Here is a 13,880-nt window from a genome sequence, read left to right as displayed (position 1 = left end):
CCAGGGCGGCCCCGGCGGCCGCGGTCTTGACCGCCGCGACCCACGACAGAGCCGAGGCGGTGGACGCGGTGGACGCGCTCGCCGCGGCTCCGCCGGAGGACGCGGCCGAGCCCGTGGATGCCCACGGCAGGCCGAGGAGGAGCGGGGCCACGGTGGCGGGCAGCTCCTCGTTGAGCCGCCGGAGTCCCGCGGCCAGCTCACGGCAGTCCGCGCACCGGTCCAAGTGCGCGGTGATCCGCTGTGCCCGGCGCTCGGTGACCCCGCCGCGCACCCACTTGGCGAGCTGCCCGCCGACGGACCGGCAAGCGCGTTTCCGGCCGGCGGCGACGTATTGGTCCAGGTAAGCCTGCCGCAGGCCCTCCCGCGCCCGGTAGGCCAGCGCCGCGACACCGTTCGGGGTCAGCTCCAACAGCCGCGCGAGCTCGGCCGGCGACTCGCCGTCGATCTCGGTGCGCCACAACACGGTCCGCCACCGCGGGGGCAAGGTGGCGAAGGCGGCCGCGGCGATCGCGCCGAGCATCCTGGTGTCCAGCACGTCGTCGGCGGCCGCGTCCGGCACCTCCGGTACCAGGGACACCAGCGAGTCCCGCCGGTGCCAGCGGATCATCGTGTTGCGGATGGTCGCCAGGAGGTAGGGCCGGAAGGCGTCGTCCGGGCCGCCTCCCGAGCGCAGGATCCGCAGGACCTGGGTGAAGGCTTCCGCGATCAGGTCGTCGCGCTCGGTCTCGGTGGCGGCGATTGCCGCGGCCACGCGCCGCGCCGCGCCGAGGTGCCGGGTGTAGAGCTCGCGGTAGGCGTCGAGATCACCGCCGCGCACCGCCTCGGCGAGAGCCGCATCGGACGGCCGGTCCGCTACCTCGGTCACCGCGCCTCCTTCGAACCTTCCCGGACGGACGGGCCGGCGGTCAGTGCATCAGCTTCCGGCGCCGTCCATAAGCGACAGAGGCGAGCGAGACGCCGATGGCGGCGAGCACGACCTGGGTGATCAGCTCCAGCCAGTCGAACCCGGGGGTGTCGGCGTAGCCGGCGCTGCGGGCGATGGCGGTCCCCGGGAGCGCGGCGATGATCCCGATCACGAGACCGACGACGAGTGCGCTGATGATTCCGACGATGGTCATCGCCAACTCCTTTGCGAAGCGATGACTTCGAATACCCCAGGCCGCTACCGGGAAACGCGGTTCACGGTCATTCTTCGGGCAACAACGGGCCCAATGGACCCAGGTCGAGATTGAGCTCTTCGTGGGCTATCCCGAAATGTTCACACAACTCGCCCATCCGGTTTTCCAGATTCATCAGCGTCTGCCCGATCTTCTCGATCTGGGTGTCGGTGAGGTCGCCGTGGTCGACTCTGCGCAGCGCCTGCCTTTCCATGAGCTGCCGCAGCAGTTCCACCACCGTCAGCACGAGGCTGACCAGGCTGCGTTCGGCCGTCTCGGGATCGGCGTCGATCCGGTTCTTCTCCGGCTCAGTCATCGCGGGGCCCGAGCGCGGTGATCGAGGTCAGCAGGGTGCGCAGGGAAATGTGCACGAGGTCGACGTCCGCGATGGACAGGGTGAGCTCGCCGCTCACGACGACTCCCCCGGCGAGCACGCGGTCGAGCAGGTCGACGAGCGCGACCTGCCGTCCGGCCGCGGCCGGAGCGGGTACGGGCCGGGTCATGGTTCCTCCAGGACCGAGAAGGAGTACGGCGGCCACGGGCCGGTCAGGCGCACCACGATCGCGTCGTTGTCCTGATCGCAGGCCGCGACGGCTTCGGCGAACCGCAGGGTGTGCCGGTTGTCGACCAGGTAAGCGCCGTTGAGGATCATCGGCGCGTCTTCGCCGGCCAGCGCCCGGCTCTGCGGCGGATGGGTCCGGGCGTCGTCGGCCAGGGCGGCGAGCGCGGCGTGCGTGCGGTTCGCTTGCTCGACGGCGCACTGCTCTTGGCGTTCGCGCGAGGTCAACGCCGCCCGCCGCCGCGCCAGGTAGGCCGTCCCCGCCCCGCGTGGGAACGGCCCCCCGGCGGCCGGCGCCGGTTCCGGGGCCGGTGCGACGAAGATCTTGACGCCCCATTCGGTCCTCCCGGCGACCTGGCCGAGCGCGCGGCCGAACTCGGCCGCCCGCGACTCGAGCAGGTGCCGCACGCGGTCGTCGCCGTGGTAGACGGTCGCCAGCCGCATCGGGATGGCCGGTCCCCGGTCGATCAAGGAGACGATCACGGAGTCGTGCGCCCTCGCGACGGCGGCCAGCCAGTCGAGGTCCTCGAGGTTGCGGTGCAACGCTTCCTCGCCGAAGGAGCTCAACGGCACGTCACCGACGACGGCGGCGAACCCGGCCGCCTCGACGAACCGCGGGGTCTCGGCCGCGACGCCCGTCAGTTCGCCGAGGACGGCCGGATCGGGTTGCCCCGTCACGGCGTACAGCCAGACGCCCTGCCCCTCAACCATCTTCTTCGTCCCGGGACGACGCGGCTTCGAGCTCGGCGACGCGGGCCCGCAGCTGCTTGTTCTCTTCGCGTACCCCGCCGTCGTCCCCGGTCAGCCACGGATCGCTTTCCCACCAGTCGATGCCGACGTCCTTCGCCGTCTCCAGGGAAGCGACGACGAGGCGGAGCTTGATCGTCAGCAGTTCGATGTCGAGCAGGTTGACCCGGATGTCGCCCGCGATCACCAAGCCCTTGTCCAGAACGCGTTCGAGGATGTCGCCGAGGTTGGCCGGCTGGTGGTTGCCCGCCGCGCCGAGCCCGGGCTGCGCGGCCGGGGCGGTGACCGGCTGTCCGGTGGTCATGTCAGCTCACCCCGTTCCCGGTGCCGGCCCGGCCGCGGGCGTAGCGCTTGGTCCGGCGGTACGCCAGCAGGGCACCGTCGGGATCCAGCTCGACCTCGTAGAGCGCGAGCATGTCCGCCGAGGACGGGATCCGGCGTTCCTCGAGCACTTCCACCTCCACCAGCCAGCCGTCGTCGTCCGCCGGCTCCACCGAGGTGACCGACGTCGGCTCGCTCGTGATCAGCTCGCCGACGTAGCGCAGCGCGTACGTCGCCGCGGACGACGCGGAAAGCGCGTCACTTCCGGTCTCGGGCGCCATCGCTCATCACCTCTCCTCTTCGTTCCGTCGCGGCTCGGGCGAGCGGGGCGCGGACGCGGTCAGGCGGTCCAGGACCCGCTGCTGCGTTTCGGCCTCTTCCTCGGGCGAGATCTCGCCGGCGGCCCGCGCCTCGTCCACCGCCTCGAGCTCGCGGCGGACGGACGCGGGGTGGTAGAGCTCCGCGTCGACCTGCCGTCGGATCAGCTCGGCCACGGCGAGCACGCCGCGCACGGGAGCCAGAGGAAGTCCGAGAATCGCACCCACCACACCCATCGCCTACTCCCCCGGCCGCTGGGTGACGACGAAGTCGTACGCCGCGAGCGGACCCAGCAGGCGCACCTCGACCCGTCCTCGCCAGTCCTGGGCGAGTTCTTCCACCGCCGCTTCGAGATCGGCTTGTTTCGCCGTCTCCGCCAGGCAAGCGAGGTGGACGGCCTCTTCTTCGTGCGTGGGTTCCCGCGGGCTGATCTCCACCCCGAGCGCGTTCAGGGCCTCCGCCATCCGCTGGGTGTCGGCGGTCCGCTTGGCCGTGATGGCGTTGCCGACCTGCTCGCCCAGTGCGATCCGCTGGTCGCGCGTCACGTCTTCCGGCTTGTCGCGGATTTCGTCCCGCAACCGCGCCAGTTCGGGGTTCTCATCGAGGATCTCGCCCAGGACGGCCTTCTCGACGTACCGGGCCTTGACGACGTACTGCGCCTTGCCTTCGAGTTCCGCCAGCGCGGCGGCGAACTCGTCCTCGTTCGCCTTGAGCAGTTCCTCGGCGACGGCGTTCTCGTCGGGCAGCACGGCACCGAAGCGCACCGGAAGCACCGGGACCTCGGCGGCGGCCGCGTCCAGCAGGCCCGCGTGCGCGGTCAGGTCCTCCGGCCGGCCCAGGGGCTCGTCCCGGGAAACCTCGCTCACCAGTGCCGCGACCCGTTCGCCGCGCACGGTCGTGACCGCGGCGGGCGGATCGCCGACGCCGCGTGCGTCGGGGTCGGTTTCCACGTCCGCCGGGACGATGCCGTAGACGTAGACGGCGGTCTCGCTCGCCACCTCAGTCACCTCCCTTTCGCCGGCGGCCCGCCGGCTGGTCCTCGCCTTCGCCGTCACCGATGAGGTCGCGAAGCTTGTCGCCTGCCGCTTCGAGGGCGCCCCGGGTCTTCGCCTTGGCGCCGCCCTGGTTCACGTCCTCGAGCAGGTCCGGCAGCCCTTTCTGCTCGGTGTCGGAGATGTCGAGCCGGTTCACGGCTTCGGCGAACCGCAGGTAGGTGTCGACGCTCGCCACGACGACGCGGGCGTCGACGGTCAGCAGTTCGATGCCCACCAGGGACACCCGGACGTAGGCGTCGATCACCAGGCCCTTGTCGAGGATCGTGTCGATCACGTCGGCGAGGCTGCTCGAGCTCGGCCGATCGAGACCGCCTCCCCCGCCGGACGGCTGGACGGCTGTCGTCATCGCGTGCTCCCTCGCTCTCTGCCGGCGTTCGCCCGGGCCTTGCGGCGGCGTCCGGGCGGTTCCGGCTCGTCTTCTTCGGGTTCTTCGTCCAGGCTGTCGTCTTCGTCGTAATCGTCCTCATCGGTCGGCTCGCGCTCGTCGTCGTCGACGACCTGGCCGTCACGGATTTCGCCGGGCCACCCCTCGACGTCGTCCGGGTGCAGGAGCGCGTCGGTCATCACGTGCCTTCGGAAGTGCTTCAGCTCCAACCGGGCCCGCCGGCCCTGCGCGCGCCAGAGGTTCCCGGTGCGCTCGAACAGGCCCTGCGGGTGGTAGGCGAGGACCAGCACCACCCTGGTCAGGTCGGCCGCGAGCTCGTGGAAGGTGACGGCGCCGTCCACGTACCCCTTCTGCCCCTTCGAGCGCCACACGATCCGCTCGCCGGGCACCTGTTCGAGGATCGTGGCCTCCCAGCTGCGGTGCGACCAGAAGATCTGGGCCTTCCACTCCAGTTTTTCGTCGCTGACCTGCTCGACGCTCTCGACCTTCTTCGTGAACCGCGGGAATTCGGTGAACCGCGTCCACTGGTCGTAGACGAGGTCGACGGGAGCGCCGATGTCGATTTCCTCGACGATGTTGGTGAGCTTGATCTTTTCGCCCTTGTCACCGCCGTTTCCGCCGGTGAAGGCGTTTTTGACCTTGTCGGCGAGACCGGACAGCCCGCCTTTGACCGCCCCCATCGCGGCTTTGCCCTTCACCCCGGGTTTCGCGCCGGTGACGGCCTCGGCCAGACCGCCGCCGCCTCCCCCGGCGTAGTCGTTGAGCCGACCTGAAGCCGACGTGATCCGCTTGGTCAGCGAGCCGGCCGCCCGCCCGGCGACGGTCTGCGCGAGGTTCCGCAGGGCGTCGGTCAGCTCGGTCGACGGTCCCCCGCCCGATGCGGTGACCTTGACCTTGCCCGCGGCGCTCTTCAGCTGCTTGGTGGCCATTTCGTTCACCTCCGGGCCCGGCGGACGGGCGACCTGCCGGTACCCGCGCGAGACCGTCGTGAGGACGGCTCATCGCCATCGGACGAAGCGGCCGCCCGCTTGCTCGTCGCCCGGCGGCGCGCGGGCCGCTCCGGCTCGTCACCGTTTTCGTCCTTGCTGGACGCCCGGCGGCGCGCGGGCCGCTCCGGCTCGTCACCGTTTTCGTCCCCACTGGACGCCCGGCGGCGCGACGGCCGCTCCGGCTCCTCCTCCTCCTCGTCGTCGTCGGGCGGCTCTTCCTCCTCCGGTTCCTCGGGTTCCGGCGCCCGGCGCCGGCGGGTTCTCGTCGTTTCCTCATCCTCTTCGGCGGCGTCGCGATCGGGTCCGTCATCCGGATCCTTCCCCTGCTTGCGGCCGCCTTCCTGCAGGCGCTCGGTGAGCGATTCGATCCGCGAACTCGCGGCCGTCACCGCGGCCGCCTTGACCGCGCCGAGCAGCTCGTCGCGCGCGACGTCCGTGAGCTTCCCCAGCTCCGGGGCGGAGCCGAGCTGTTTGAGCCCGTGCTGCAACAGCTTCGTCGGCGAGGTGCCCGATCGCCCGGTCGCACCGGCGGCCGCGATCATCAACGCCAGCCGCATCTTCTTCGTGCGTCCCAACAGATAGCCGGCCCCCACCCCGATGGCGATCCGCGCTCCTGGCTTCATTGCTGATCCTCCTGACGCTGGCGGTCCGAAAAGCTCACTCGCACCTCGCACGACCTACGGAATTCGGGGCGAACGGGGTGCGCAGGCATCACCAATTCCAGCTACCCGGGTGTCCGCCCCCGAAAACCGTGGGAACAAAAGAAACCAAGATCCGGACCCGCCACACCCCCGCCGCCCAACCTCCACTGTGGACAGTTACCGGCCAGTTGCCCGAATCGCCGCGGGATCACCGGAAAAGCACGTCCGGTCACGCAGCGATCGCCTACTTCGGACAGATGGTCCGCCCTTCGCGGCCGAACAGTCTCACCCGGTGGGGTTAGGTTCTCGTCTGCGTCATCGATGACGACTCAGAGCTACGACGACTTCCCAAGATCACCCACAGCGGCAACGGGTCTCGATCACCAGGACGACAACCCGGCCCAACCGGCCAAATGGCCTAACCCATGCGGGTGCCGGGCGACCAACGCGCCCGAGGCGGCGAACACCTTGCCCGGCAAGCGGTTTACCGTCCTCGAACCTTCGCCTTACCGCCCGCTCACCAGCGATCCACACAGGACGGACCGCGGTTTCACCGCGCCGGATCCCGGGGACTCCATCCCCAGGCTTCGTGGCCCGACGCGACGTCGCCGTGATGGCTCGGGCCACGTCCCCGGTGCGCGGGTGCTGCGTGCTCGACGCGGCACCCGCGCGCTACGACCGTGGCACGCGGTCCCCGCAGGACGACGAGACGCCCGGTGCCTTCACGACGAAGGCACCGGGCGTCTCGGCAGCGCGCTCGGTCAGCGCTGGGTGTGTTGCCCGCCCTGGTCGGGCGGCGGGGTCTGGAACCGGCCTTCGGAAGGCATGTAGACCGTGCCGCTCTCCCTGCCGGCGGCGGGCATCGGGCCGGTCGGCGCCTGGGCGTCGGCCGGACCCGGCTGGGGCTGACCGGCGGGCGTCGCGGCGCGCGCGAACTCGCTCCGGGTCTGCTCGGCCTGGCGGCGGGCCTGCCCGGACGTGCCGCCCTGCTGCCCGGCGTGCTCACGCATCCTGGGGATCTCGTGCTCGGCCTTGTCCAGCCACTGCTCCCAACGCGAGCGCATCGGCCCGATCAGCCCACCGCCGACGCCGACCACGGCGATCCCGCCCGCGGTCGCCAGGACGGTGATCAGCACGGGGGTGGTGACGGTGGTGGCGATCCCGACCTGGTTCAGCGCGGCGATGACCCCGAGGGCGAGGATGAACACCGAGGCGATCGTGCCCAGCACCCGGCCGTAGGACAGCCCGGACAAGGTCGCGCGGATCAGGTTCTTGACCGCGCCGGCGATCGCGGCGGCCACGACGATGATCACGATCGCGACGAGGGCCCGCGGGAGCCAGGCGACGATGGCGGTCAGCAGGTCCGACACCGGGTTCGCGCCCCAGACCCCGAAGGCGATCTGCAGGGCGATCAGCAGAATGGCGTAGTAGACGATCTTCGCGACGATGTCGGAGGCGTCCACCGACGAACGCTCGAGCGCGGCTTTCATGCCGCCGCGTTCGATGAGCCGGTCGAACCCGACGCGGGTGAGGACCTTGTCGACCAGCTTGGCGACGAACTTGGCGACCAGCCAGCCGATGGCGAGGACGATCAGGAACGCGATCAGTTTCGGGACGAACGTCGCCACGGCCCGCCAGGCGTCGGAGATTCCGCCGCTGACGTCGACCGCGGCCAGGTGGATCGGCGCGGATGTGGGGTTCATGGGTTCCGGTGTCCTTTCCAGCGCGACTGGGCTCTCGTTCCCGCCTTTCCGGGTTGCTTCGAACGAGTGATGAAGCCCATTCCCGGCCCGCGCCGCGCCAAACTTGCGCGCCGTGCGCTTCGCGGGGTTGCCGAGCCGTATCGGTGCTGGTCAGATGCCCGATAGCCGGCCGATGGCCGTTCCACAAGGGAGGGGGACAAATCCCCCGGTGTGGGGGCGAGATGTTTCACTCGGCCGAGCGAGAGGTACCGCCCTCGCGCGGTACTGCGGCCCCTCCTGGCGCACCCGCGTCGGTGACCAGGCCGCCGATCCCTTTCCGCCGTGGTGACGGTCTTGATGGTCGACTGCGCGGCCCGCTGAAGAGGCCGCGATGACGCAAGCCGAGAAATGAGCTGATCGCCGTGACCACTCCCGCCACGATGCGCGCCCTGCAGCAGACCTCGCTGAAGGGGCCGCGGGACCTGCGTTTGATCACCGACGCCCCGGTACCGAGCCCCGCCGAGGGCGAAGTCCTGATCCGGGTCGCCGCCGCCGGGGTCAACTTCGCCGACATCTCGCAGGCGTAGGGCACGTTCCGAGGCGGTCCGCAGCCGCCGTACGTCGCGGGTTTCGAGGCGGCAGGCGAGGTCGTGGCAGGAGGCGAGCCGCTACCGGGGGCCCGCGTAGTCGGCGTCGGATACGGGGCTTTCGCCGAGTACATGGTCTTGCCGGCGGCCGCAGCGCTGCCGGTGCCGGCCGGCTGGACCGCCGAGCAAGCACTGGGGCTGGTGGTGAACTGGCCCACCGCCTTGGCGGCGCTCAAGCCATTGGGCCGCGTCGCCGCACGGGAAACAGTGCTGATCCACGCCGCAGCGGGAGCAACCGGTCAGGCCGCGGTGGCCATGGCGAAGCACTACGGCGCGACAGTCATCGCCACCGCCTCGCCGGGCAAGCACGAGACCGTGCTGGCATCGGGTGCCGACCACGTCCTCGACTCCCTCGACGGCGACCTCGCGGCCGAGGTGCTGCGGCTGACCGGAGGTGCCGGTGTCGACCTCGTGCTGGAGTCGGCCGGTGGCGCCACCTTCGAGGCCAGCCTGTCCGCGGCCAAGCCGGTCACCGGCCGGGTCGTCGTCTACGGCATGGCCGGTGGCGAAGCCCCGATCACCAACTGGGACTTGGTCTACCGGCACCAGGTCCACCTCATCGGCCTCAACATCGGCACGGTGATCGAGGCCGCACCCCGGATCTTCGGCGAAGTGATGGGTGAATTGTCCGCTCTCATCGCCAATGGGGTCCTCACCCCCGCCCAACCCACCGTTCACGACCTGGCCGACGGCTCGAAAGTCCTCGCTGAACTTGAAGCCAGGGCGACCGTCGGCAAGCTGGCCCTCCGGCCCTGACAGGAGGAGCGCCCGCTGACCTGGGATTCGATTCCTTCGCGACGGCGTCCGGGTCGTAGTGGGCAAGGGTCCCGGCCGGCGGGACCAGTCCGGAGAGGGAGCAGCGATGGTCAGCAGGCACGGGGACGCCGTCAGCGATCCGGTGGGCCGGCCGCGGCCTAGGCTCGCGATATGACGGCGCAGGCGCGGGAGGCGGCGGACCAGGACCGGTTCGCCGTCGAGACCGAGCGATTCCGCCGGGAGCTGGTGGCGCACTGCTACCGCATGGTCGGTTCGGCGCACGAGGCCGAGGACCTGGTACAGGAAACGTATCTGCGGGCATGGCGGTCCTACGCCGGCTTCGAGGGCCGTGCGTCGGTGCGGGCCTGGCTCTACAAGATCGCCACCAATGTGTGCCTGACCGCATTGGAATCACGCCGGATCCGGGTGCTGCCTTCCGGCCTGGCCGGTCCCGACGACGGATCCGATCGCCCGCCGAGCCAGGTCGAGCCGGGTGCGGTTTCGTGGCTGGAACCGTTGCCGGACCGGTTCATCGCCCCGGCCGCCGACGATCCGGCCGCCGCGGTGATCGCGCGCGAGTCGCTGCGGCTGGCGCTCGTCGCCAGCCTGCAGCACCTGCCCGCCCGCCAGCGCGCGATCCTCCTCCTGCGCGAGGTGCTGGCCTTCTCCGCGGTCGAAACCGCGAAGATCCTCGGCACCACCACAGCGGCGGTGAAGAGCGGTCTACAGCGCGCCCGCGCCCGGCTGGACGGGCTGGAGCCGACGCCCGAGGACCTGCTCGAACCGACCGACCAGCGGGCACGGGCGCTGCTCGACGGCTACATCGCGGCCTTCGAACGCTCCGACGCCCGCCTGCTGGAACAAGTACTGCGTGCGGACGCCTCGCTCGAAGCGACGCCGTTCCGCGAGTGGTACTCGGGCCGGGTGAACTGCATCCGCCTGCTCGACACGTACGTGCTGGGCGCACCCGGCGTCTGGCGGATGATCGCCACCACCGCCAACGCCCAGCCCGCCGCCGCCGTGTACCACCGGGGCGCCGACGGCGCGCTGCAGGCGCACGGCATCGTGGTGCTGACCCCGACCGCCACCGGCTTCTCCCGGGTAGTCGAGTTCCACGATCCGGCGCTGGTCGTCCTGTTCGGCTTCCCGGCCCAGCTGACAGACTGACCCCGGCGGGTCACGACGAGCGTGGCGCATCGAAGTTTCGGGGTTCTTCTGTCTTGCCGTGCACGGCGAACTCCAGCCCGCCGTCTCGACCATCTCGCACGTCGAGCACCTTGTCGGCGAGGTACAGCGCTGCTTCAGGCTGGAGGAACACCAGCGCGCCGGAGGTGGACACGATGACTTCGTCCCCGGTGTCCGGAGCGGCCACGAGCGCGACTCCCAGCGAGGCACCCTGCTCGTCCAGCGATTCCACCGAAATTCGCAGACCGCCGGCGTCGTCCGCCTCTTCCGCGGCGGTCAAGGCTTTCACGGTTTCGGCGGCAGCGTCACTCACGATGAGCATGTCCGGACCTCCTGACGCGCCTTTCGATTGGCCTGCCGGGATACCCCGCTCCGGACCACCGGGAAACACCGCTGTTTCGGGCCGGGCAGGCTCGGGCACCCGGCGCCCATGGTGGAACGCGTGCGAACGCCACGGCTGGAGATCGCCTACCACCGGCGGGGGCCGTCGTCGGGACCCGTGGTGGTGCTGGTGCACGGTTGGCCGGACGACCCGTCGTGCTGGGACGGCGTGGTGCCCGAACTGGCGGAAAACGGCTTCTGCTGCGTTCTCCCGTACCTGCGGGGCACCGGCCCCACCCGGTTTCTGGACGACGCGGTCCCCCGCAGCGGTCAGATCGGCGCGCTGGCCGCGGACCTCGCCGACTTCGTCACCGCCCTCGAGCTGAGCGACGTCCTGCTGGTCGGCCACGACTGGGGTGCCCGCGCCGGCTACGCGGTGGCCGCGCTGTTCCCGCAACGGATCCGCGGTCTGGTGGCCATGTCCGCCGGCTACGCCACCGGCGCCGCATTGCCCTACGAGCTGGCGCACAACTACTGGTACGAGTGGTTCACCGCCACCGAGCGCGGACGGGCCGCCTACCGCGACGACCGCCGTGAATTGAGCCGGTACCTGTGGTCGAGCTGGTCGCCGCCGTGGCCGGGCCGCGACGAGCAGTTCGACCGCACCGCACCGTCCTGGGACAACCCCGACTGGGCCGAAATCTCCATCCACGCCTACCTGCACCGCTGGCACGAAGCCCCGGGCGACCCCGCGTACGACGACATCGAGAGCCGGCTCGCGGCCGCGCCACCGATCAAGCTGCCGACCCTGGTCGTCCACGGAGAACTCGACCGGGACAACACACCCGCCACCACCGACGGCAAAGACGAGCTGTTCACCGGCTGGTACGAACGCCAGGTGCTGGCCGGGGCCGGCCATTTCGTACCCCGCGAGGCACCGCAGGCGACGAGCGCCGCGATCCACCGGCTCGCGACCGTCAGCGGCCCTGGCTGATCAGCGAGGTGACGTCGTAGGCTTCGTGCAGGAGTGCCGCCGCGGCCGCGGGAGTTCCGGGTGACGAACGCGTGGCCGTACGCCGTGCCACCCCACCTCCTTCACGATTCATCGATCCCGGTGTCGCGCCGGTTTTCGTCGGCCAACAACGGGATCTGACCACCGGCCAGCACGACCTGCACCTGCCGTGGGGACAACCGGTGGCGCAGCCGGTACGCCTCGCCTTTGGTGTCGTTGTGCACCGTCAGCTCGGCCGACGTGGTCAGGGCGTCGTGCAGCTTCTCGAACACCAGAACATCGTCCTGATCGACGCGGTCGAAGTCGGCGCCGTCGGCGAACTCCAGCGGGAGCACGCCGAAGTTGGCCAGGTTCTGCCCGTGGATCCGGGCGAAGGACTTCGCCACGACCACCCGAAGGCCGAGCGTCCGCGGGGTGATTGCAGCGTGCTCCCGGGACGAGCCCTGCCCGTAGTTCTCGCCGCCCACCACGAGGTGCGGCGCACCGGCCCGTTCCGGATAGCCGGGGTCGATCGGGGTGAAGGTGAACTCGGCCAGCTTGGGAATGTTCGACCGGAACGGCAGCGCCCGGGCACCGGCGGGGGAAATCTCGTCGGTCGAGACGTCGTCGGCGACCTTGAGCAGGACCGGCGCGCGGAGTTCGTCCGGCAGCGGGTCCAGCTCCGGCAGTTCGGAGATGTTCGGGCCCCGGACGAGATCGACGCCCTCGGCCTCCTCTGCCGGCAGCGGCCGGACGAACATGTCGTCGCCGGTCGAGGACCGCTCGGGCAGGTGCGGCGACGGGTACTCCAGTCCGAGGTCGGCGGCCAGATCCCGCGGGTCGGTGATCTCCCCGGTCAACGCGGCGGCCGCGGCGGTTTCCGGCGAGCACAGCCACACCGAGTCGTCGGCCGTACCGGACCGGCCCGGGAAGTTGCGGGGGAAAGTACGCAGCGAGTTGCTGCCCACGGCGGGCGCCTGGCCCATCCCGATACAGCCGAGGCAGCCGGCCTGGTGGATCCGGGCGCCCGCCCTCACCAGGTCCAGGGTGGCTCCCATCGCGGTGAGGTCGGCGAAGATCTGCCGCGAGGTCGGGTTGACGTCGAAGCTGACGGCCGGATCCGTCTGCCGCCCGGCGACCATCGCGGCGACCACGGCGAAGTCCCGCAGGCCGGGGTTGGCCGACGAGCCGACGACGACCTGGCCGACCGGCGTGCCGGCGACCTCGCGGACGGGGACCACGTTGCCGGGCGAGGACGGCTTGGCGATCAACGGTTCCAGCGCGGACAGGTCGATCTCGTCATCCACGTCGTAGTCGGCGTCCTTCTCCGCGGAAACTTCGACAAAATCGTCGGCGCGGCCTTCGGTGGTCAGGAACCGGCGCACGGCGTCGTCGGCGGGGAAGACGGTGGTCGTCGCGCCCAGTTCGGCGCCCATGTTGGCGATGACGTGCCGGTCCATCGCGGTCAGCGTGGCCAGACCCGGCCCGTGGTACTCGACGATCCGGTTGCGGCCACCGGAAACACCGTGGCGGCGCAGCATCTCCAGGATGACGTCCTTGGCCGAGACCCACGGCCGCAGCCGGCCGACCAGCCGGACACCCCACACCTCCGGCATCCGCACGCGCAGCGGCTCGCCGGCGATGGCCATGGCCACGTCCAGCCCGCCGACGCCGATCGCCAGCATGCCGAGGCTGCCCGCGGCGCAGGTATGGGAATCCGAGCCGATCAACGTCTTGCCGGGGACGCCGAACCGTTGCATGTGCGTCGGATGGGAAACCCCGTTGCCCGGCTTGGAATACCACAAGCCGAACCGGCGGCAGGCGGAGTAAAGGAACCGGTGGTCCTCGGCGTTGCGCTCATCGGCCTGCAGCAGGTTGTGGTCGACGTACTGGACGCTGAGCTCGGTACGAGCGCGGTCGAGTCCCAGCGCCGCCAGCTCCTGCATCACGAGCGTGCCGGTCGCGTCCTGGGTCAGGGTCTGGTCGACCTGGAGCGCGATCTCCTCACCCGGGCGCATCCGGCCGTCCACGAGATGTGCGGAGATCAGCTTCTCGGTAACGCTACTGCCGGGCATCCCCTTCTCCTTTGCCAGTCCTGCGGCGGGTTCCCGAAACACCCGGGCCGA

Annotated in this window: 19 protein-coding genes and 1 pseudogene; 5 read left to right on the top strand and 15 right to left on the bottom strand. The window is 70.7% G+C overall.

Annotated features, from left to right (window positions below):
• The 13 genes from G3I65_RS58680 to G3I65_RS00575 form a co-directional block, all read right to left on the bottom strand.
• Positions 1 to 865, bottom strand: an 865-nt coding sequence (locus G3I65_RS58680) for a sigma-70 family RNA polymerase sigma factor (protein ID WP_160693734.1), incomplete at its 3' end; no start/stop codon positions are given.
• 40 nt (positions 866 to 905) lie between these two features.
• Positions 906 to 1,118 (bottom strand): GlsB/YeaQ/YmgE family stress response membrane protein, encoded by a 213-nt coding sequence (locus G3I65_RS00630; protein ID WP_160693732.1) that lies wholly within the window; start codon positions 1,116 to 1,118, stop codon positions 906 to 908.
• Between the two features lie 67 nt (positions 1,119 to 1,185).
• Positions 1,186 to 1,473 carry a gas vesicle protein K gene (locus tag G3I65_RS00625; RefSeq protein ID WP_160693730.1) on the bottom strand — a complete coding sequence of 96 codons (288 nt, stop codon included), beginning with the start codon at positions 1,471 to 1,473 and terminating at the stop codon, positions 1,186 to 1,188.
• A complete protein-coding gene (locus G3I65_RS00620) occupies positions 1,466 to 1,660 on the bottom strand; it encodes a gas vesicle protein (protein ID WP_160693728.1) in 195 nt (64 codons plus the stop codon). The genes G3I65_RS00625 and G3I65_RS00620 overlap by 8 nt, the downstream gene beginning before the upstream one ends.
• Entirely contained in the window at positions 1,657 to 2,427 is a 771-nt protein-coding gene (locus G3I65_RS00615) for a GvpL/GvpF family gas vesicle protein (protein WP_160693726.1), read from the bottom strand. The genes G3I65_RS00620 and G3I65_RS00615 overlap by 4 nt, the downstream gene beginning before the upstream one ends.
• A complete protein-coding gene (locus G3I65_RS00610; RefSeq protein WP_160693724.1) occupies positions 2,420 to 2,767 on the bottom strand; it encodes a gas vesicle protein in 348 nt (115 codons plus the stop codon). The genes G3I65_RS00615 and G3I65_RS00610 overlap by 8 nt, the downstream gene beginning before the upstream one ends.
• 1 nt (position 2,768) lies before the next feature.
• Complete coding sequence (gene gvpO, locus G3I65_RS00605) at positions 2,769 to 3,065, bottom strand: gas vesicle protein GvpO (RefSeq protein ID WP_160693722.1); 297 nt, start codon at positions 3,063 to 3,065, stop codon at positions 2,769 to 2,771.
• Positions 3,066 to 3,071: 6 nt separating this feature from the next.
• Positions 3,072 to 3,338, bottom strand: a complete 267-nt coding sequence (locus tag G3I65_RS00600; RefSeq protein WP_160693720.1) for a gas vesicle protein GvpG — start codon at positions 3,336 to 3,338, stop codon at positions 3,072 to 3,074.
• Positions 3,339 to 3,341: 3 nt separating this feature from the next.
• Positions 3,342 to 4,100, bottom strand: a complete 759-nt coding sequence (locus G3I65_RS00595) for a GvpL/GvpF family gas vesicle protein (protein WP_375336656.1) — start codon at positions 4,098 to 4,100, stop codon at positions 3,342 to 3,344.
• Between the two features lies 1 nt (position 4,101).
• Positions 4,102 to 4,503 (bottom strand): gas vesicle protein GvpJ, encoded by a 402-nt coding sequence (gene gvpJ / locus G3I65_RS00590; RefSeq protein ID WP_125313908.1) that lies wholly within the window; start codon positions 4,501 to 4,503, stop codon positions 4,102 to 4,104.
• Positions 4,500 to 5,471 carry an SRPBCC family protein gene (locus G3I65_RS00585; RefSeq protein WP_160693716.1) on the bottom strand — a complete coding sequence of 324 codons (972 nt, stop codon included), beginning with the start codon at positions 5,469 to 5,471 and terminating at the stop codon, positions 4,500 to 4,502. The genes gvpJ and G3I65_RS00585 overlap by 4 nt, the downstream gene beginning before the upstream one ends.
• Before the next feature lie 5 nt (positions 5,472 to 5,476).
• Positions 5,477 to 6,154, bottom strand: coding sequence for a hypothetical protein (locus tag G3I65_RS00580; protein WP_160693714.1), 678 nt, complete (start codon positions 6,152 to 6,154; stop codon positions 5,477 to 5,479).
• Between the two features lie 779 nt (positions 6,155 to 6,933).
• Positions 6,934 to 7,875, bottom strand: a complete 942-nt coding sequence (locus G3I65_RS00575) for a hypothetical protein (RefSeq protein ID WP_160693712.1) — start codon at positions 7,873 to 7,875, stop codon at positions 6,934 to 6,936.
• A gap of 401 nt (positions 7,876 to 8,276) precedes the next feature.
• Between G3I65_RS00575 and G3I65_RS56860 the strand changes: the two genes are divergently transcribed.
• From G3I65_RS56860 to G3I65_RS00565, 4 genes and pseudogenes are all read left to right on the top strand, one after another.
• Entirely contained in the window at positions 8,277 to 8,441 is a 165-nt protein-coding gene (locus G3I65_RS56860; RefSeq protein ID WP_239070094.1) for a hypothetical protein, read from the top strand.
• Between the two features lie 27 nt (positions 8,442 to 8,468).
• Positions 8,469 to 8,597 (top strand): annotated as a pseudogene (locus G3I65_RS59000) (NADPH:quinone oxidoreductase family protein); the annotation flags it as partial.
• Positions 8,574 to 9,257 (top strand): zinc-binding dehydrogenase, encoded by a 684-nt coding sequence (locus tag G3I65_RS00570; protein WP_239070092.1) that lies wholly within the window; start codon positions 8,574 to 8,576, stop codon positions 9,255 to 9,257. The pseudogene G3I65_RS59000 and the gene G3I65_RS00570, both read left to right, overlap by 24 nt.
• A 171-nt stretch (positions 9,258 to 9,428) precedes the next feature.
• The gene (locus G3I65_RS00565) at positions 9,429 to 10,424 is read left to right on the top strand and encodes an RNA polymerase subunit sigma-70 (protein WP_160693710.1); all 996 of its coding nucleotides are present in this window, start codon (positions 9,429 to 9,431) and stop codon (positions 10,422 to 10,424) included.
• Positions 10,425 to 10,434: 10 nt separating this feature from the next.
• Here the strand turns inward: G3I65_RS00565 and G3I65_RS00560 are convergent, their stop codons facing one another.
• Complete coding sequence (locus G3I65_RS00560; RefSeq protein ID WP_160693708.1) at positions 10,435 to 10,764, bottom strand: iron-sulfur cluster biosynthesis protein; 330 nt, start codon at positions 10,762 to 10,764, stop codon at positions 10,435 to 10,437.
• Positions 10,765 to 10,884: 120 nt separating this feature from the next.
• Between G3I65_RS00560 and G3I65_RS00555 the strand changes: the two genes are divergently transcribed.
• Positions 10,885 to 11,757 (top strand): alpha/beta fold hydrolase, encoded by an 873-nt coding sequence (locus G3I65_RS00555; protein ID WP_203612236.1) that lies wholly within the window; start codon positions 10,885 to 10,887, stop codon positions 11,755 to 11,757.
• 101 nt (positions 11,758 to 11,858) lie between these two features.
• Here the strand turns inward: G3I65_RS00555 and G3I65_RS00550 are convergent, their stop codons facing one another.
• The gene (locus tag G3I65_RS00550; protein WP_160693704.1) at positions 11,859 to 13,829 is read right to left on the bottom strand and encodes an aconitate hydratase; all 1,971 of its coding nucleotides are present in this window, start codon (positions 13,827 to 13,829) and stop codon (positions 11,859 to 11,861) included.
• Between the last annotated feature and the right edge of the window lie 51 nt (positions 13,830 to 13,880).

The sequence above is a fragment of the Amycolatopsis sp. SID8362 genome (genome assembly GCF_010550475.1).
Classification (GTDB): Bacteria; Actinomycetota; Actinomycetes; order Mycobacteriales; family Pseudonocardiaceae; genus Amycolatopsis; species Amycolatopsis eburnea.
Note: the sequence above shows the minus strand (reverse complement) of the source record. Positions and strands in the feature narration are given on the sequence as shown.